This is a genomic window from Streptosporangium sp. LJ11, from assembly GCF_051918945.1.
Lineage (GTDB): Bacteria > Actinomycetota > Actinomycetes > Streptosporangiales > Streptosporangiaceae > Streptosporangium.
Genome location: NZ_JBPXMB010000003.1, coordinates 17,060 through 35,534, shown reverse-complemented (window position 1 = coordinate 35,534; position 18,475 = coordinate 17,060). Strand labels below are relative to the sequence as shown.

Annotated in this window: 18 protein-coding genes; 13 read left to right on the top strand and 5 right to left on the bottom strand. The window is 69.8% G+C overall.

From position 1 onward, the window contains the following. The first annotated feature begins 12 nt into the window (after positions 1-12). A complete protein-coding gene (locus tag ACTOQ3_RS04990; RefSeq protein WP_440082219.1) occupies positions 13-822 on the top strand; it encodes a class I SAM-dependent methyltransferase in 810 nt (269 codons plus the stop codon). Between the two features lie 39 nt (positions 823-861). On the opposite strand, the gene ACTOQ3_RS04985 is transcribed toward ACTOQ3_RS04990, so the two are convergent. Both ACTOQ3_RS04985 and ACTOQ3_RS04980 read right to left on the bottom strand, forming a co-directional pair. Then, positions 862-2,691 carry a M14 family zinc carboxypeptidase gene (locus ACTOQ3_RS04985; protein WP_440082218.1) on the bottom strand — a complete coding sequence of 610 codons (1,830 nt, stop codon included), beginning with the start codon at positions 2,689-2,691 and terminating at the stop codon, positions 862-864. Between the two features lie 152 nt (positions 2,692-2,843). Then, the gene (locus ACTOQ3_RS04980) at positions 2,844-3,251 is read right to left on the bottom strand and encodes an ATP-binding protein (RefSeq protein ID WP_440082217.1); all 408 of its coding nucleotides are present in this window, start codon (positions 3,249-3,251) and stop codon (positions 2,844-2,846) included. A gap of 192 nt (positions 3,252-3,443) precedes the next feature. On the opposite strand from ACTOQ3_RS04980, the gene ACTOQ3_RS04975 reads away from it, so the two are divergent. Both ACTOQ3_RS04975 and ACTOQ3_RS04970 read left to right on the top strand, forming a co-directional pair. Beyond that, positions 3,444-4,268 (top strand): helix-turn-helix domain-containing protein, encoded by an 825-nt coding sequence (locus tag ACTOQ3_RS04975; protein ID WP_440082216.1) that lies wholly within the window; start codon positions 3,444-3,446, stop codon positions 4,266-4,268. Positions 4,269-4,301: 33 nt separating this feature from the next. Continuing rightward, on the top strand, positions 4,302-4,532 hold the full coding sequence (locus tag ACTOQ3_RS04970) for a DUF397 domain-containing protein (RefSeq protein ID WP_440082560.1): 231 nt from the start codon (positions 4,302-4,304) through the stop codon (positions 4,530-4,532). Between the two features lie 188 nt (positions 4,533-4,720). On the opposite strand, the gene ACTOQ3_RS04965 is transcribed toward ACTOQ3_RS04970, so the two are convergent. Together ACTOQ3_RS04965 and ACTOQ3_RS04960 are read right to left on the bottom strand one after the other, a co-directional pair. After that, on the bottom strand, positions 4,721-7,672 hold the full coding sequence (locus ACTOQ3_RS04965; RefSeq protein ID WP_440082215.1) for an AAA family ATPase: 2,952 nt from the start codon (positions 7,670-7,672) through the stop codon (positions 4,721-4,723). Positions 7,673-7,686: 14 nt separating this feature from the next. Then, a complete protein-coding gene (locus tag ACTOQ3_RS04960) occupies positions 7,687-8,379 on the bottom strand; it encodes a hypothetical protein (protein WP_440082214.1) in 693 nt (230 codons plus the stop codon). Positions 8,380-9,391: 1,012 nt separating this feature from the next. Here ACTOQ3_RS04960 and ACTOQ3_RS04955 point away from each other — a divergent pair. The 10 genes from ACTOQ3_RS04955 to ACTOQ3_RS04910 all read left to right on the top strand — a co-directional run bounded on the left by ACTOQ3_RS04955 (position 9,392) and on the right by ACTOQ3_RS04910 (position 15,317). Continuing rightward, on the top strand, positions 9,392-10,120 hold the full coding sequence (locus ACTOQ3_RS04955) for a hypothetical protein (RefSeq protein WP_440082213.1): 729 nt from the start codon (positions 9,392-9,394) through the stop codon (positions 10,118-10,120). Between the two features lie 5 nt (positions 10,121-10,125). Beyond that, positions 10,126-11,313 carry an SRPBCC family protein gene (locus ACTOQ3_RS04950; protein ID WP_440082212.1) on the top strand — a complete coding sequence of 396 codons (1,188 nt, stop codon included), beginning with the start codon at positions 10,126-10,128 and terminating at the stop codon, positions 11,311-11,313. Positions 11,314-11,338: 25 nt separating this feature from the next. Then, a complete protein-coding gene (gvpJ, locus tag ACTOQ3_RS04945) occupies positions 11,339-11,779 on the top strand; it encodes a gas vesicle protein GvpJ (RefSeq protein ID WP_440082211.1) in 441 nt (146 codons plus the stop codon). 145 nt (positions 11,780-11,924) lie between these two features. Next, positions 11,925-12,659, top strand: coding sequence for a GvpL/GvpF family gas vesicle protein (locus ACTOQ3_RS04940; RefSeq protein WP_440082210.1), 735 nt, complete (start codon positions 11,925-11,927; stop codon positions 12,657-12,659). 16 nt (positions 12,660-12,675) lie between these two features. Further along, the gene (locus ACTOQ3_RS04935) at positions 12,676-12,897 is read left to right on the top strand and encodes a gas vesicle protein GvpG (protein WP_440082209.1); all 222 of its coding nucleotides are present in this window, start codon (positions 12,676-12,678) and stop codon (positions 12,895-12,897) included. Between the two features lie 45 nt (positions 12,898-12,942). Next, positions 12,943-13,380 (top strand): gas vesicle protein GvpO, encoded by a 438-nt coding sequence (gvpO, locus tag ACTOQ3_RS04930; protein ID WP_440082208.1) that lies wholly within the window; start codon positions 12,943-12,945, stop codon positions 13,378-13,380. A 1-nt stretch (position 13,381) separates the two neighbouring features. Next, positions 13,382-13,816 (top strand): gas vesicle protein, encoded by a 435-nt coding sequence (locus tag ACTOQ3_RS04925; RefSeq protein ID WP_440082207.1) that lies wholly within the window; start codon positions 13,382-13,384, stop codon positions 13,814-13,816. Then, positions 13,809-14,603: a GvpL/GvpF family gas vesicle protein gene (locus ACTOQ3_RS04920; protein ID WP_440082206.1), complete on the top strand. Its 795-nt coding sequence runs from the start codon at positions 13,809-13,811 to the stop codon at positions 14,601-14,603. The genes ACTOQ3_RS04925 and ACTOQ3_RS04920 overlap by 8 nt, the downstream gene beginning before the upstream one ends. Further along, positions 14,593-14,886 carry a gas vesicle protein gene (locus ACTOQ3_RS04915; protein ID WP_440082205.1) on the top strand — a complete coding sequence of 98 codons (294 nt, stop codon included), beginning with the start codon at positions 14,593-14,595 and terminating at the stop codon, positions 14,884-14,886. The genes ACTOQ3_RS04920 and ACTOQ3_RS04915 overlap by 11 nt, the downstream gene beginning before the upstream one ends. Beyond that, entirely contained in the window at positions 14,883-15,317 is a 435-nt protein-coding gene (locus ACTOQ3_RS04910) for a gas vesicle protein K (protein WP_440082204.1), read from the top strand. The genes ACTOQ3_RS04915 and ACTOQ3_RS04910 overlap by 4 nt, the downstream gene beginning before the upstream one ends. A 105-nt stretch (positions 15,318-15,422) precedes the next feature. On the opposite strand, the gene ACTOQ3_RS04905 is transcribed toward ACTOQ3_RS04910, so the two are convergent. Next, positions 15,423-18,086, bottom strand: coding sequence for a glycoside hydrolase family 3 N-terminal domain-containing protein (locus tag ACTOQ3_RS04905; protein WP_440082203.1), 2,664 nt, complete (start codon positions 18,084-18,086; stop codon positions 15,423-15,425). Positions 18,087-18,475 lie beyond the last annotated feature (389 nt).

Sequence of the window (18,475 nt, the reverse complement as noted above, 5' to 3'; positions counted from 1 at the left end):
GGGGAGGACCCCATGACCGGCAAGGACGCCACATACACGCACGGGCACCACGAGTCCGTGCTCAGGTCCCACAGGTGGCGTACGGCGGAGAACTCGGCGGCCCACCTCCTGCCGCACCTGAGGCCGGGCATGACGCTGCTGGACGTGGGCTGCGGGCCGGGCACCATCACCGTCGACCTGGCGGAGCGGATCGCGCCCGGCGCGGTCACCGCGGTCGACATCACCGAGGCGGCACTCGGGCCGGCCCGCGCGGAGGCGGCGCGACGCGGGCGCTCCGACATCGCGTTCGCCGTGGCGGACACGCACGCGCTGGAGTTTCCCGACGACACCTTCGACGTCGTCCACGCCCACCAGGTGCTGCAGCACGTCGGCGACCCGGTCCGGGCGTTGCGCGAGATGCGGCGGGTCTGCAGGCCGGGCGGGATCGTCGCGGTGCGCGACAGCGACTACGCCGCGTTCGCCTGGTTCCCCGAGACGCCCGAGCTTGACGAGTGGCTGGACCTGTACCAGAGGGTGGCGAGGGCCAACGGCGGCGAACCCGACGCGGGACGGCGGCTGCTGTCGTGGGCGCACGCGGCCGGGTTCACCGACGTCTCGGTCACCTCCTCGACCTGGTGCTTCGCCACTCCCGACGACCGCGCGTGGTGGGGCGGCATGTGGGCCGAGCGGATCCTGGAGTCCGACATGGCCCGCCAGGCGCTCGCCTCGGGCGCCGCCACCCAGGAGGACCTGCGCCGTGTCTCGGAGGGCTGGCGGACCTGGGCCGGGGAGCCGGACGGCTGGCTGTCGCTGCTCCACGGCGAGCTGGTCTGCCGCGCCTGAAGCCCGGGGCGCCCCCGGTGGGGACGCCCCGAGGGAGGATCAGGGTTGCTGGGTGATCTTGACGTTGTCGACCCCGGCCTCGACCAGGGAGGCGCCGGAGGCGTCACCGGCCTCGACCAGGATCCGGACGCTCTGCCCCGCGAAGGCGGACAGGTCGGCCGTGGCCACGCCCCAGGCACCGTTGCGGTTGGAGGCCGCGCCGAGTTGCTGGAACACCTGGGTGGTGGTGGAGCCGACGACCTTCACCCGCAGGAAGTCGGCGCTGGAGGCGTTGGAACCGTGCGCCAGATACCAGGAGAACGCCAGCTTGAGCGTGCCCGTCGACGGCAGGGTGACCGCCGGCGACCGGACGCTGGTGATGCCTCCGTCGATGTCGTGGTCGCCCGCGGCGGTGCCCGCGAGCCTGCCGGTGACCAGGTCGTTGGTGCCGCTGACGGTGGTGCCGAGCTGCTTGGCGCCGCTGGAGGTGGTGGCCTCGGGGTCGCCGCGCTCCCACTGGCCGGAGGTGGCGGTGTCGGTGCCGGACGGGTTGGTCGTCCAGCCGGTCGCCGTCTCGAACTCGTCGGAGTAGACGGTCACCGGCGGGGTGCCGGTGCCGCAGTACTGCGACTCCTTGCCGATGATCCGGTAGACGCAGTCGGCGTATTCCAGGAAGCGCAGCGTGGCCTCCCGGTTGCGGGTGGTCTGCGGGACGATCTGCTCGTCGGGGGGGTAGAAGCCCGGCGAGGAGCTGACCGGGTACATCTCGAAGGTGTAGCTGAAGATCTTGTAGACGCCCCACAGCCAGTCGTCGATCGTGCCGTCGGTGATGTAGAGGTCGCTGGCCTGCTGGGGGGTGTAGTTGTTGGTGGAGGCCATGTTCTGGCCCAGGGCCGCGTGGGCGTCGCGGTCGTCCTGGGTCAGGCCGGGGCCGGTGTCGTTGTAGGTGTAGCCGTACGGCCACAGGATCAGCTCGCTGTAGGTGTGCCAGTCGATGTGCGCCTTGATCTGCTGCACGCCGCCGACGACCCGGCTGCGCACCCAGTTGGCCACCGCCCTCACCTCGGGGGCCGACTCGGCCGCCGAGCCCCGGTAGGTGTCGCTGGAGGGGGAGCCGGAGGAGCCGCCGCAGCAGCCCCAGTTGTGGCCCCAGTTGCGGTTCATGTCGGTGCCCACGGCCGAGGAGCCGGAGTTGGGCTGGCGGTTCTTGCGCCAGGAGCGGTAGGAGCCCGCGGCGATGTCGTACTCGCCGCCGTCGGGGTTGAGGTCCGGCATGATCCAGATCTCGCGGCCGTTGACCAGGCCGGCGATGCGGCTGTCGGTGGCGTACCCGTCGGTGAACAGGTTGAGCAGGTAGATCGCCATCTCGACGGTCAGGTGCTCGCGGGCGTGCTGGTGGTGGGTGAACAGCACCTCGGGTTCGTTCTCGTCCGTGGCGACGTTGTCGCTGATCTTCACGGCGATCAGGTCGCGTCCCTCGTACGAGGTGCCGTAGCTGATCTTGCGGGCGATCGTCGGGTGGTCGGCGACGATCTGGTTCACCGCGGCGGTCATCTCGGCGTAGTTGTGGTAGCCGGAGTCCGCCGACGGGAAGTCGGAGCGCTGCTCCGGCCCGGTCGGGTATAACGACCTGGGGATCTTCGTGACGGTGTGGCCGAGCTTCTTGATCTCGGCGACCTCGGCCTCGCTGGCGGTGATCACGACCGAGTCGGGGTCGACCTGGTCGATCGCGGCACCGGTGGCGGCCACCGCGCTTCGCTGCTGGGCGGTGCTCGGCCCCTGGACCTTGTACTGGCTGTTCGGTTGTGGCTCGGCCGAGGCTCCCGCCCCGGTCACACCGAGGCACAACAGCGCCAGGGCGGCGAACACCACGATCAGACGGCGTCTCACCTGCGTCCTCCTCAGGCACGCACTCTAGGGTTTTGTCGCGTGCCTCCACCGAGAGTCAAACAGCCGCGTTGATTAGCAAAGGCCCAAATTTTGGGAGCGGCGGGAACTCGGCTCCGCGCCCTGGCCAGGAGCGGGGTGAAAGCGAGAGAGGTTCAGAAGACGACCTCGAACCAGAGCGTCCTGGACCCCTCGGGGGCTTCGTCCTGGATGCCCCAGTTGTCGGCGAGCAGATCGACCAGGAACATGCCCCGCCCGCCCTCCGCCTCCGGGTCGTTGCGCACGTGCGGCGCCGACGCCCCGGACCCGGCGTCGCAGACCTCGACCAGCACCGCGGCCGACCCCACCGCCACCGTCATCGCGACCTCGCCGCCCCCTCCGGAACCGGAGTGGAGCACCGAGTTCGTCACCACCTCGCTCACCAGGAGGACGACGTCGTCGGACGCGGGATGCCCCTCACCGAGGAGCTCCCTGACCCGGCTCCGCGCCACCGACACCGACTCCGGAACCCCTTTGAGGGTCACCGTTGATCGGGGTGAGACGGCCCGCCGTCCGGTCGTCATGATTGACCTCACTCCCTGACACGCATATTCCATACACATCGCCCTGTGAGATGGCACACTCACTCACGGTGAACTGTTCTATCAAGGACTGCAATACCTCATGTTGGGATTCCGCAGATTTGCTATCAAAGGACGGAGGGAGGTAGATGCGTGGCTTCTCGACGCAGCCCCACGGCCCGTCATCGCCGTCTGATGGCTGAACTGAGCCGTCTGCGAAAGGACAGCGGCCTGACACGGGTGGAGGTGGCAGAGCGGATCGGCTCCACCGACACCACCGTCTGGAGGTACGAGACGGGCCTGTCCCGGCCTCGCCCCTCGGACGTGTCGGCCCTCACCGATGTGTACGGCGTGACCGGGGAGGCTCGAGACTCCCTGATCCAGATGGCCGTCGAAGCCAGGAGGCGGGGCTGGTGGCACCCCCACCGCGAGACCCTGAAACCCGGTTTCGACTCCTACATCGGGCTCGAGGCGGAGGCGTCGCTCGTGCGCTCGTACGAGCCGCTGGTCGTCCCCGGCCTGATGCAGACCGAACCGTACGCACGCGCGGTGACCGAGGCGACCTCAGTTGTTCCGACCCCCTCCAAGGTCGAGGAGACGGTCTCCGTGCGCATCTCGCGTCAGCGGTTGCTGCACGGGCCCGGTGACCCGATCCACCTCGTGGCCGTGCTCGACGAAGCGGTGATCCGGCGTCGGATCGGCGGTCGCGACATCATGTCGGAGCAGCTGGAGCATCTCGTCCACCTCAGCGGGCTGCCCAACGTGGAGATCCGGGTCGTCCCGTTCTCCGCGGGGGCGCACCCCGCGATGGACGGCCAGTTCTGCCTGCTCAGCTTCCCCGAACCGGAGGACCCCGACCTGCTCTACCTGGAGCAGGCCGCGAGCGGGAACGTGCCGGACGACCCCGAGCAAGTCAGCCGATACGCCTCCATGTTCGAGAGCCTCTGCGCCATGGCTCTCAGTCAGGAGGCGTCGGCGGCCTTCATCGCCCAGATGGCGAGAAGGTTTTCCACCCCCTAGTACCCGAAGGAAGAAAAAGTGCGAGGGTCCACGATGGATCTGTCCGGCGCCCAGTGGCGTAAGAGCGTCCGCAGCACCAACGGAGGCAACTGCGTGGAGGTGGCGGTCGTCCCCGGTGGCGCGGCGGTCGCCGTCCACAAGGCCGAATCCGACCACCTCTACCTCGTCCGCGACTCCAAGGATCCGGGCGGCCCGGCGCTGGCGTTCACCCGGAGCGAGTGGGACGCCTTCGTCGGCGGCGTGAAGGACGGCGAGTTCGACTGACGGACCTCCGGGGAGACCTGCCTCACGGTTTCCCCGGAACCTCCGACCACAGCCCGCCCGCGGCCTCGGCCCGGCGGGCTGTGGTCGTCGTCCGTCACTCGTCGTCCGTCGCCGTCGCTCGTTACCTCGTCGCTCGTCGCCTCGCTTCTACGTCACCTGTTGGAAACCCCGCGATCCACCGGGAATCCTCAGCGCGAGGGCCGTTCGTCGTCGCCGTTGTAGCCGAGGATCCGCATGGCGACCTCGGGGTCCATCGCCGCGGCGAGCAGCTGGGCCCGTTCCACGGCACTGTCCCGCTGGGCCTCGGCCCTGGCCCTGGCCGCCTGCGACCCCCGGGTGACCGCCGCCACGATCGCCGCCCCCACGATCGCCGCCAGCACGGCGACGAGCACTACCACGAGCGTGCCGGAATCCGGCGAGCCCGCCCGGCCCAGCGCGACCGTCCCGCCGTTGAGCGCGTAGGTGCCCAGTGCCGTGAAGATCGCCAGCGCGGCCAGGCTGGCCGCGATCACGAGCACCGTCCGCGGTTTCCCGCCGCGCGCCGCGGGGGCGGCGGGCGGCGGCGCGGGCGACGGCGGTGACGGGCGCACCGGGGTGTCGTCGCCCCAGGGCACGAAGTCGGGTTCGGTCATGGCCGCCGGGGACGCCGGGGACGCCGGGGACACAGCGGTCGGCACCGTACCCGGCATCGTGTTCCGCACCGTGCTCGACACCGTGGAACCGTGACCGTTGCCCGTGAGCACCGCGCCGTGGACGACCGCGGCGGGTTCGAGCCGGGGCAGCGCCGGCGGGACGGGCAGGGCGCGCGCCACGTGGCTGTGCTCGCGGTGCGCCCGCGCCGCCTCCAGGTGATACTCCTCGATCTCGTCGTAGAAGTCCTCCGAGAGATAGATGGAGCCGTCGATCAACGGCCCCCGCCTGCGTTCCAGGATCGCGACCACGTCGTCACCGTTGAGCGTCTTGTGCGCCTCCAGCGCGTGCGCCAGGCACAGGACGTCCCGCCGGTGCTCGCGCAGCAGTTCCTCGGTCCGGTCGAGCAGGCCCACCAGGTTGAACTCGATGCGCTCGCCCAGCACGTCGGGTGCGAGCGGCTGGCTGCCGCCCGGCGCCTTGGTGAAGCCGATCCCCCCGCCGCCGGGCTTGGGCATCGACTTGCCGCCCAGGATCTCCAGCTCCTGCAGCGCGGGCACCGAGGTCACCCCGCGGCCCATGCCCCAGTGCGCCTCCATCAGCGCGGTGAGGTACGTCGCGGAGAACAGGTCGCCGGAGACACCGGAGGAGTTGTCGTCGCCGAAGAACATCCGCTCCCCCGCCAGGGAGGCGAGCGAGACCATGATGTCGGCCTCGTGCTCGGACTTCCAGCGGGTGAACTGGTCCTCGGGCTTGATGCTCGCGACCATGCCGAGATAGTCGGCGCCCTTCTCGATCGTGGCGATGTCGATCTCGAGGTGGTAGCGGGTGCGGTACGCCGCCACGGCGTGGCAGGCCTCGTGCACGGCCACGGCGTGCCGCTCGCGCTCGATGTACTCCACGTCCTCGGGGGGCCCGAGCTGCTTGAGCCGCTTGGCGTGGGTCACGTCCGACCAGGTGATGGTCTCCCGGCCGTCGCGGATCGCGGTGATCAGCGACTCGTTGACCAGGTCCTTGATCGTGGCACCGGTGGCGTAGGGCGTGATCGTCGCCAGCTTGTCCAGCTGCGCGTCGGTCAGCTCGTGGTCGACCTTGTCGAAGTAACCGCGGTAGGTGCGGACCCGGCCCGCCTTCGACGGGTAGCCCACCTTGTAGATGCGGTCGATGCGGCCCGGCCGCAGCAGTGCCTCGTCCAGCGAGTTGGGCATGTTGGTGGCCATCATGACCAGGATCCGGTACTTCGGCGGCGGCTTGGGCCGCATGCCGAAGAGCCTCCGCACGTGCCGGTTGACGATGCCCCTCGGTTTCTTCAGGCCGGACAGCTCGGTGAGCAGCGCCTGCAGCGTGCCGGGGTCGCCGCCGCCCCCGCCCATGCCGCCCATCATGAAGCGGCTGCGGCCGGTGTCGGGTTCCTTCGGTCCGGCCGCGCCCTGACGGGTCAGCAGCCAGCGGGTGTCCTCGCTGAGGTAGCCGAAGCCGTGGCATCCGGCGGTGTGCGGGGAGAACCCGGGGGCGCCCCGGGGTCCCTGCTGCGCCAGCGAGCCGCGCTTGCCGAGGGAGTCGGCCTCGTCGAAGAAGACGATCACGCCGCCGTACCGCAGTGAGAGCTTGCGCAGCTTCCTGAACAGCGACTTCACCTTCAGGATGCCGATGCCCATGAACATGTTGACGAACGCGCCGGGATCGACGAACACGTACGGCTTGCCGGTCTCCCCGGCCACGGCCTCGGCCATCAAGGTCTTGCCGGTGCCCGGCGGGCCCCACAGCAGCAGGCCGCTGGGCACGTAGCCGCCGCGCTCCTCGATCGCGTCGGGCCTCTCCAGGAAGACGATGTTCTCCTTGACCCGCTCGACGACGTGGTCCTGGCCCCAGACGTCGGTGAAGCGGGTCTTGATGTCGTCGGGGAAGTACGTCTCCACGCCGCCCCGCGACAGCAGCCAGAACAGGCCGATGAACTGGAAGGCGATGAAGAAGAACGCGAAGGCGAGCTGCGCCACGTACGGCAGGGCCTGCCAGAGCAAGGCGGGTGCCTGGAACAGCGCGAGCGCCGGGGAGGTGTCCAGCACCTCGCCGAGGATGAGGGCGAGCACCGCGATCCAGAACATCCACTTGATGGCGCGCGCCATCCTGAAGCGGTTCCAGTCGGAGAAGCGGCGATGGGTCCAGCGCTCGAAGCCGCCGAACACGCCACGCGTCCAGAACCGGTTGTACCCGGCGGACCGCTCGCTGACGAAGAAGTGGAGTTGCCGCAGTAACTCGGCCCCGAGGAGCCAGAAGATCCACGGTGCGGCGATCGCGGTGATGATCATCGCATCCCGGAACGTGATGATGCCCTCGTACGAGGCCATCTCACTCCACACCAGAACGAAATAGATGATCGTAAGGATGAGCAGGAATTTGATCCGGTCCCAGAACGGCATCTTCTTGCGCTTGTCGGGATGCGGATCCGTCGGACCGGAGCCGGGAGCCCGGAGTCCTTCGAAGTTGGGAGGCGGTGGAGGTGACTTCATGGACGGGCTTCTCCTCACCCGGCGAGCCGCTTGACCTTGAAAGATTGCGCGATCTTCTCGAACTCCCCGGCGCGCTTCCGGTAGCAGGCGGCCGAGCAACGGATCAGCAGGGTGGAGATCTGCTTGCCGTCCTGGGCCAGGTAGGAGGTGAGGTCGAAGGTCTCGATCCCGGCCCCCTGGATCGCGTAGTTGAACCGCACGTGCACCCCGCGCAGGCCGTCTCCCGGCTGGAGCACCTCGTCGGCGAGCAGTTCGAAGTCCCGCAGCGGATAACCGGGAATCTCCGCGTACTGCTTGCGCACCGTCTCGGTGACGGGCAGGACGGAGTTGCGCATGGTGTTCAGGGACAGCGAGTCCTGCTCCTCGGGGAGGAGCTTGGCGATCCGGGCGAAGACGAACGGCTCGTCTCCGGTGCCGTAGCCGAGAAGGTGGTCGGCGGACGGCTCGGCGTGGGCGTCGTAGGCGGCCGACCAGACGAGCTGCTTGCGCAGCCGCGCGGTGGCCGATTCGGGATCGGCCCCGATGGTCGCCTTGTCCAGCGCCGCCTGGTCGACCTTCCGCCAGGTCGCCGGAACCTTGAAGTACGTCTGCCCGTCGTCGTGGCGAACGTAGGTGAACTCGGCACGTGCGCATCCCGTGAGCCCGCCGACCATGGCGGAGACGACCGCCACGGCCGTCACGGCGAACCCGGCCCTCGATCTTTTCACCAGGGCTATACCTCCGCTTTACGGGTTAACGAGGTGGTTGTGCCCGTTTTCCAGGCAACTCTCTCCTCTCTCGACTCTCCCAATCTGCGAAAAATTGACCAAATCTTTCCAGGAACCCAGCTTCACTTGTTACACACTGCCGCTGTTGGATTCCCGACATCATTGAACCCTCAACCTCAGCCTCGGAACAGAGGCCGGACGGGCCTTCCCTCTCCCTTTTCTCCGGACCGGACGATCCCCGGACCACACCACGCGTTGAACCGTGTCGCTAACGGGCCGGCACCGGTGCGGGGTCCGCCGGCCACGCCCCGCGGCATTCCCGAGCGGCCCCGGGCCGGACTCCGGCCGCCCCCGGCACGGCCGGGACGGAAAGGGACCTGACTCCGGTCGCGGCCGGGGCGAGGAGAAAAGGGAACCGAAGCCGAGGCCGGAAGGGAGATGATCAAGGGCCGGGGCGGGGCGGAGAAGGCCCGGAGCCGGGGCCGGTGAGGGTCGGCGGCACGGGCGCGGAGGATCCTCCCCCGCCATGACATGAATCGATGAACGGCGCGCGTACCCATTCGGGGCGGCATTAACAATAACGACGGATTATGTTCTGCAACAAAGTCTCACAAGCCGGTCGTGAGCCGTCGCCACCGGTCAAGGTCACGGCCGCCGTCGATCAACGGCCCCCGTGGGGATGGCGGGCCCCCGGCGATCAGGCCGCCGAGTTCGGGCGGACACGCCTCCCACCCGCCCCACACGGGCGCGCCCACTCCGACGGAGGACCCGAAAGAGCTCGCGGAACGCCCCCGACCAGAGCAATGCCCCTTTTGTTACCTTTTTACCCATATATACCGTTATTCAGATTTTTCAGGGTAAGGAGACACATAGCTTACGAAATATAATGATTTTATGCCTTTAAAAGAAAGGGCATTAAAAATCATCGATGCCGCCTTCCTCAGCGATGTGCCGGTGAAAACTCTCAGGGAGGTGGAGCGCACGACGAGACCGCCGACAAGGAGTGATGATCGTGAACAATGAAGTACGAATAGCCCTCGCCGTAGCCGGCGGCTACCTCCTGGGGCGACGCCAGAAGCTACGACTGGCGATGGCACTGGCCGCCGCCGGAGCGACCGGCCGGTTGAGCTCCGGCCAGGGCGACCTTCTCCAGCAGGGGCTGAAGGTGCTCAGCTCCTCCCCGGAACTGGCGAAGATCACCGAAAGTATCCGGGGCGATCTCGTGGACGCGAGCAAGGCCGCCGCCAAGGCCGCGGTGAGCAGGCAGATCGACTCGCTGAGCACCAGGCTTCGCGACCGGGCGGAGTCCCTGCGCAACCCGCTGGAGGACCTGGAGGACCTGGGAGAGGAGCCCGAGGAGGGCGAGGAAGGCGAGGAGCCCAAGGGACGCCGCGGGCGCATAAAGGGCATCCTGTCCCGCAGGAAGGCCCGGCGACACGAGGAGGACGAAGAGGAGCCGGAGACCGACGAGGAGGAGCGGGACGAGGAGGAAGAGGACGAGGAAGAGGAAGAGGAGGAAGCCCCGCCCGTCCGCAGGCGTCCCGCCTCCGCCGAGCGCCGTGGTGCGGCCAAGCCCACCCGGAAGGAACCCCGGGACTCCGGCGACGAGGAGGATGAAGCGGACGAAGAGGACGAAGAAGAGGACGAGGAGCCACGGCCCAAGGCCAAGCGCCGGCCGCCCTCCCGAAGCGGATCGGCCTCTTCCCGCAGCAAGCCGACGCCCGTCAGGGCACGGGGGTGACCTAGATGGCCGAGACCTCGAAGAAGCGTCCCGACCGTAAGGGCGGCGGCGAGCCGCCCGCCAACCGGATCAGCCAGGAGTTCCACAACCTCATGGGAGCCCTCGGAGAGCGGGCTCTGTCGTCGGTGAGCGGAAAGGTCGAAGGCGTGACCGGCCGGCTGACCGACTACGCCGGAAGCGGCGGATCCAGTCTGATCAGCGCGCTGACCGGCTCCAAACACCCCAAAACGGCGATCGCCGGAGGCATGGTGAAGGGGCTGGGCAAGATGGCCGTCGGCGGCCTGGTCAAGAAGCTCACCGGGGGCGGCAAGGGTGGTCAGAGCGGGAAGCTGAAGATGACCAACATCATCGAGTCGATCGACGTCGGTGCCCCCGTACGTGTCGTCTACGACCAGTGGACCCAGTTCGGCGACTTCTCGAGCTTCATGAAGAAGGTCGAGGGCGTCGAGCAGAAGTCCGACGAGAAACTGGAGTGGACGGCGAAGGTCTTCTGGTCCCGCCGGATCTGGGAGTCGACGATCCTCGAACAGCTGCCGGACAAGCGGATCATCTGGCGGTCGAAGGGGCAGAAGGGCCATGTCGACGGCGCCGTGACCTTCCACGAGGTCGCCCCCGAGCTCACGCGGATCCTGCTCGTCCTGGAGTACTACCCGCAGGGCCTCTTCGAGCGCACCGGCAACCTGTGGCGCGCCCAGGGCAGGCGCGCGCGCCTCGAGCTCAAGCACTTCCGGCGGCACGTCATGAGCCGGGTGCTCCTGCATCCCGACGAACTGGAGGGGTGGCGCGGCGAGATCCGCGACAGCGAGGTCGTCAAGGACCAGGAGACGGCACTCCGCGAGGAGGAAGAGGAGAAGAAGAAGGCCGAGGAGGAGAGGTCCGAAGGCCCTGAGCGGGATCGCGCCGAGACCGGCGAGGAGCCCGAGGAGGACGAATTCGAAGAGGGCGAGGAAGAGGAAGAGGAGCCTGAAGAAGAGCGCGCGGCCGACGAGGAGGAGGAAGAAGGCGAGATAGAGGAAGAGGAAGAGGAGCCCGAAGAAGAGCGCGCGGCCGACGAGGAAGAGGAGCCCGAGGAGGAAGAAGAAGAAGAGGAGGAGCCCAGGCGCCCGTCGCGCCGCCGCGGCGCCGCAGGTCCCGAGAACGCCGAGGAGGCGCCCAAGCGCCCCGTTCGCCGCAGGGCGGCAAGTCGTACGTGACCGGGGAGACCAGGGAGGAAACGCCATGACCATCGTTCAGCCCTCGGGCGGCGGGGTGAGCGGCCACGGGTCCTCATCGAGCCTGGCCGACGTCATCGACACGATCCTCGACAAGGGACTCGTGATCGACGCCTACGTCAGGGTCTCCCTGGTCGGGATCGAGCTGCTGACGATCGACGCACGCGTCGTGGTGGCCAGCGTCGACACCTACCTGCGCTTCGCCGAGGCCGTCAACCGCCTCGACCTCACCCAGACCGGCAACCAGAAGGGGCTGCCGGAGCTGGTGGAGGGCATGACGGAGAGCGGCAGCAGGAAAAAGGTCAAGGGTGCGACGCAGGGACTGCTGGACACGGCGGGGGAGAAGATCCGCGGCCTGACGAGCGGCGAGTCCGGCGAGGACGAGTTCGCGGAGGCCGACGGGGAGCGCGAGCCGGCGCCCCGCCGCAAGCGGCGCAGGGAGGAGTGAGATGCGCGGTTCCAGTGAAAAGCGCGGAACGGTCCGGACCGGCAGGTCCAGGACCGAGGCCCCCAGGACGGCCGGACGGCACGACACCGGTCGCGGTGATCGGGCCGCCGCGGCCCGGTCCGGAGGACCCGACGCTCCCGGGCGCGTGACCGGCACCTACGTGTACGGGATCATTCCCTCCGACGTCGAGCTGACCCCGGGCACCCGGGGGGTGGGAGACCCGCCCAACGCGGTCGAGCTGGTACGCCACGAAGAGATCGCCGCCCTGGTGAGCGACGTCTCCACCGACCGCCCCCTCGGCAGGCCGGACGACCTCGTGGCCCACCAGCGGCTGCTGGACGCCACCGCCGCGGAGGTGCCCGTGCTCCCCCTGCGTTTCGGGGCGGTGGTGACGGACGCCCGGGCGGTCGTCGACGAACTGCTCGCCCCCCACCACGACGAGTTCCTCGCCACGCTGAACGAGCTGGAGGGACGCGTGGAGTACGTCGTGAAGGGGCGCTACGTCGAGCAGGCCGTCCTGCGGGAGGTGCTCGACGAGAACCCGGAGATCGCGCGGCTGCGCGACGAGATCCGCGGACGCCCCGAGGAGGCGACGTGGGACACGAGGATGCGGATCGGAGAGCTGGTCAACACGTCGATCGCGGCCAAGCGCGAGGCCGACACCGGCGCGCTGGTCGACACCTTCGACCCGCTCTGCGTCTCCATCGTCGTGCGCGAGCCCACCCACGAGCGGGACGCCGCCCACGTGGCCCTGCTCGCGGACACCGACCGGCGGCCGGAGATCGAGCAGGCCCTGGACGAGTTCCGGACCCGGTGGGCCGACCGTGTCGAGCTGCGCCTGCTCGGCCCGCTGGCGGCGTACGACTTCGTCAAAACGTGAAGGAAGGTGATCGATCGTGGAACCGCTGGGACTGATCCTCGGGCTGCCGTTCGCGCCGTTGCGCGGGCTGATCCGGCTCGCGGAGCTGCTTCAGGAGCAGGCCGAGCAGGAACTCCGGAGTCCCGCGGCGGTCAGGCGCCGTCTGGAGGAACTGGCGGAGGCCAGGGCCTGTGGCGAGATCTCCGAGGAGGAGGAGGCCGCGGCGGCGGAGCGGATTCTCGCAGAGATGATCGCCTAGCCGGTACGACCGCACCGGTACGGAGACGACGAGGGGAGTGATCGCGTGCCTGTCAGGCGCAGAACCCGTGAGGAACGCTCCGCCGACGATTCCTACAGAACCGCCGGTGACGAGGCCTTCGAGAACGAGGAACCGTACGAGGAGGACCTGGACGAGGACCTCGACGAGGACGAGGACGAGGACGAGCCCGCGAAGGAGCCGCGGCGGCGTTCCCCCGCCCTGTCGGCGGCGACCGCCGGGGCGGCCGGGTTGCGGCACATCGTCAGCCTGACCGCGAAGGACACGGAGGGGGTGACGCTGGTGCGACGGACCGAGGACGGCTGGCTGGTCGAGGTCGAGGTCGTCGAGGACCGTCACGTCCCCTCGTCGGGCGACATGCTGTCGCTCTACCAGATCGAGATGGACCCCGCCGGCGACCTGTTGTCGTACCGCAGGACGAGGCGTTACAGGCGCGGCCGGGCGGACAGCGGCGAGGCGGGCTGACGTGGCCGACGTGACGCGACCCGGCGGCGCCTTCCCGCGGTCCTACGGCGGGGCGACGCCCGGCGGGCGGGAGTCGTCCGGCAACCTCGCCGACATCCTGGAGCGGGTGCTCGACAGGGGTGTGGTGATCGTGGGCGACATCCGGGTGAACCTGCTGGACATCGAGCTGCTCACCATCAAGCTGCGCCTGCTCATCGCCTCGGTCGACACGGCGCGGGAACTGGGGATCGACTGGTGGGAACACGATCCGTGGCTCACCTCCCGCGACCGCGACCTGGTCGAGGAGAACCGCGTCCTCCGCGAGCGGCTGGCCACCGTGGAGGACGGCCAGGTCACCCGGCGCCGTTCCCTCGGCAGGGGCGAGGGCACCCGTTCGCCCGACGACGCCCGGGAGACGAGAAGGGCCGGAAGGCCGAGGGAGGAGCGCGATGCCTGAGGCGGGCACGTATCTCTACGCGATCGCCCGGGACGTGGGCCGCGTCCTCCCGGATCACGTGGTGGGCGTGGCCGGAGCGCCGGTGCGCGCGATCACCCACCAGGGCCTGGTCGCGTACGTGAGCCCGGTGCCTTTGGAGGAGTTCGGCGAGGAGCCGCTGCGGCGTTCCCTGGAGGACCTGGACTGGGTCGGGGGGACGGCCCGCGCCCACAACCGCGTCGTGGAGGCCGTGGCGGAGGAGGCTCCCACGGCCCCGGTCCGGCTGGTGACGGTCTACAGCACCGAGGACCAGGTCCGCGACCTGCTCCGGCGCAGGCACGACGACTTCACCGAGGTGCTCGCCCACGTCACCGGGTGCAGGGAGTGGGGGGTGAAGGCGTACGCCGAACCGGGCACGGACGCCCCTCGCGCCGAGGAGGCGCCCGCGAAGACCGACAGCCCGGGAAGGGCGTACCTGGAACGCCGCCGGGCGAGCCTGCGCGGCCGGGAGGACGCCTGGCGCCGGGCGGCGCGGCGTGCCGAGGACATCCACGCCGCCCTGGTGTCCGTCTCGGTCGCCGGCCACCGCCACCGGCCGCAGGACCCGCAACTGTCCGGCCGCGAGGAGGTGATGCTGCTCAACGGCGCCTACCTCGTCGACGAGGACCGCCGCGAGGAGTTCACCGCGGCCGTCGACGCGCTGCGGAGCCAGGGGATCGAGATGCAGCTCACCGGTCCCTGGGCACCGTACTCCTTCACCTCGATGGACCTCGGCCCGGCCCGCGCGGAGACGTCCGATGACCCGTGACCACCGGCCGCGAGGCGCCGAGCTCGCCGCCCAGGGGCGCATTCCCCCCGAGCGCGTGGCACTCGTGGACCTGCTCGACCGGCTGCTGGCCGGCGGGGTGGTCGTGAGCGGGGACCTCGTGCTGTCCATCGCCGACATCGACCTCGTCCGCATCTCCCTGCGCGCCCTGATCACCTCCGTACGGGACTCCGACCCGATCCCGTCCGCCCGGCCACCCGGTGCGGTCACACTCCTCGGGACCTCAGGGACCTCAGGGGCCCCAGGGGAAGGAGGCCCGCCGTGACCCGCCTCCCCGGCGACCCCCTCGCGGAGGACCTCCGCGGCACGGAGGACCCTCGCGTCACCCGGGAGCGGCCGCGCCCCGCCGCGAGAAGGTTCACGGTCACGCGAACCGCGCCCGCGGGCACGGCCGGAAACGCGCGAGGAGCGGCGCGGGCCGTCCGGTGGCGGGTGAACACCGATCCGGAAGCCGTCGAGCGGGATCTGACCCGCCTCGTGCTCACCCTCGTCGAGCTGATACGGCAGCTGGTGGAACGCCAGTGCGTGCGCCGGATGGACCAGGGAGACCTGTCGGACGAGCAGGTGGAGGTGCTGGGCGTGACGCTGATGCGCCTCGAGGAGGCCATGACCGAGCTGTGCGAGCGCTTCGGGCTCTCTCCGTCCGATCTCAACCTCGACCTCGGGCCGCTCGGGACCCTCCTGCCCACCGACTGACGCCCGCCGCGTCCCCCGGAGCCCCCGCCGGTAGCCGTGGAGTTCTCCGGACGCGTGACGTGGCCGGAGGGGGCGAGCCCCTCCGGCCACGTCGTCTTCGGACTCCTAGGTCAGGTCCTCACACTTCTTCGCGTCGGGGTCGTCGGCCGCCTGCGGCACCCAGCGGACGTTGGCGAACGAGGCGGAGAAGGCCCCCTCGGTGTAGACGAGGAACGGAGTGTTGACCACTTCCAGATCGAGGCCGCCCGCGGCGAAGCAGGCGATGGGGATCTTGACGGTCGACTTCGTACCGACCGGAAGCCCCTGGAAGAGGGAGGTCGCCACCACCTCGGAGAAACACGGGTAGACGCAGTGGACGCTGAGCACGGTCCTGGCGGCCGGGGGCTGGTGGACGATCGTGTCGAAGACCAGCGCCCCCTTCGCGTTGAGGTAGCCCCGCAGGTCCGTACCGCCCGCCGGGTCCTGCATGTAGAGCTGGGCGGGACCGGTGCCGGTCCAGGTCGCCTTCAGGCCGTCCTGCTGCACGTTGACGTCCGACTGCACCACGCCGATCTCGGCGTGCGCCGCCTGGCCGTCGGCGCCGATCTCGGTGCCGCCCCAGTTCTCCGGGGAGCCGATGAAGCCCCTGTACGGCGCGATGTCGGTCCGGTTGAAGATCTCCAGCTCCTCGCTCGCCTCGCCGCCACCGCCCTGCTCGCCACAGCCGAACGGGGGCGCGGTCTCGTCGAGCGTCCCGACCGACCCGCTCTGGCCGTCGCGCAGGCCGTACCCGAGCGGGAACAGCGGGTCGTAGCCCTCGGTGCCCGGGTTCAGCGGCGACTGGCAGGCGCTCTTCGGCCACGAGTACGGCAGCCTGCCGGTGAAGCCGTCACGGTGCCCGCCCCGGACGAGCACGTCGGCGACGCCGCCGCCCTCGGTGCCGGGCAGCCACGCGGCGACGAAGGCGTCGGAGCGGTTGAGCTCCTTGTTCATCCAGAGCGGCCGGCCGCCGACGTAGACGGTGACGACGGGCGCGCCCTTGCCGGTGACCTTGTCGAGCACCGCGAGGTCGGCGGGGTAGATCTTGGCGGCCTCCAGCGTGCGCCGCGCGAGGTCGCCCACGCCCTCGGCGTAGGGCGTCTCGCCGATCACCGCGATGACCGCGTCGTACGCCGAGGGGTCGACGCCGTCGCCGGTCTCGCTGAAGGTGACGTCGGCCTCGCCGAGCGTCTCGCGCAGGCCGCCGAGGATCGTCGTGCCGTTGGGGAAGTCGGCGTTGACGTTGCCGGTGCCCTGCCAGGTGAGGGTCCACCCGCCGGTCTGGTTCTGCAGGCTGTCGGCGCTCTTGCCGACCACCAGGACCTTGGAGTCGGCGGCCAGCGGCAGCACCCTGCCGTTGTTCTTGAGCAGGACCTGCGACCTGCGCACGGCCTCCCTGGCGAGTCTCTTCGACTCCAGCGCCTCGGCCGACCCGGCGAAGGCGCGCCTGGACGGCTTGGGACCGTCGAGCACCCCGGCGCGCAGCTTCACCCGCAGGATGCGCGTCACCGCGTCGTCGATGCGCGCCACCGGGATCGCGCCGCTCTCGACCTGGGCGATCGTGTTGGTGATGAACGCCTTCCAGTCGTTGGGCACCATCACCACGTCGATACCCGCGTTGATCGCCTGGGGGCAGCTCGCGTTGGTGCACCCGGCGACCTGGCCGATGCCGTTCCAGTCGGAGACGACGACGCCGTCGAAGCCCATCTTCTGCTTGAGGATGTCGTTGACGGCGCGCTTGCTGCCGTGCAGCTTGCCCTCGGCGATACCGAGCTCGGCGTTGGTCCAGCTGTTGAACGAGACCATCACGCTCTGGGCCCCGGCCGCCAGGGCTCCGTAGTAGCCCTGGCCGTGCACGTTGATCATCTCGGCCTCGGACGCGGGGTTGACGCCCTGGTCCACGCCCTTGAGCGTGCCGCCGTCACCGATGAAGTGCTTGGCGGTGGCGATGACGCCGTCCTGGCCGATGCCGCGCGGGTGCCTGCCCTGCAGTCCCCTGACGGCCTCGTACCCGTACGCCCGGGTGATCCGGGGGTCCTCGGAGAAGCCCTCGTACGTGCGGCCCCACCGGTCGTCCTGGGGAACGGAGACGCTGGGCGCGAACGCCCAGTCCTGGCCGGTGGCGCGCATCTGCCGGGCGGTCGCCGCCCCGATGTCGCGCACGAGGCACGGGTCCTGGGCGGCGCCCAGCCCGATGTTGTGCGGGAAGACCGTCGTGCCGTAGACGTTGTTGTCGCCGTGAACGGCGTCGATGCCCCAGATGACGGGGATCTTCGCGCGGGTGGCGACGGAGGCGTTCCAGTAGGCGTCGGCGAGGTCGAGCCAGGCCTGCTGCGTGGCGTGCTTGTCCTTGCCCGGCCAGGAGCCGCCGCCGTTGAGCACCGAGCCGATGAAGTACTGCCTGACCTCGTCGGGGGTGATCGCGGCGATCTCCGGCTGGGTCATCTGGCCGACCTTCTCGGCGAGCGTCATGCCCGCGAGGATCTTCGCCACCCGCTTCTCGTCGGACCGGTTCCGCCCGATCCTGCTTTCGACCTTGGGCCACTCGGAGAGCGTGGGCAGCTTCCTCTCGATGCGGGCGCAGCCGCGGGAGTCCAGGGCGGGCTTGCCGATCACCGGCTGCCGGCCGCCCGTCGCGGTCTCGGCGCCCGCGCTCGGAATCCCGGTGGCACCCGCTGACAGGACGGCGAGACTCGCCAGCACCGCGAGTCCGCTCCGGCGGGCGCCCGGTCGGGCGAAGGGTCTGATCATCGAGGATCCGTTCTTCAGGCACTGCGATGGGCGTGGCGAATCCCCCGAGTCCGCACTGCGCAGATCCTGACGCTGTGACACAGCCGAGTCAATACCCTCGCGAGAGCGCTCTCTCGAGCCGACATGTGATCTACGGGCGTTTCACCGCTCGCGATCCGCTTCCACCAGGCGCATCGCCGCGCCCACGCCAGCGGGTGCGGCATCCACATGAGAGCGCTCTCAGCACACCGGGCGCCCCCGCGACGAGGCTTCGCCGGACGGCGGGCGGTCAGGACACGGTGTCGCCGCCGTCGCCGCCGTCGATGGCGGACGCCCTGGCACGGGGCGTCCTCACCCGAAGCGTCCACACCCGGACATCCGCACGGCCGCTCGTACGGCGCTCGCACGGC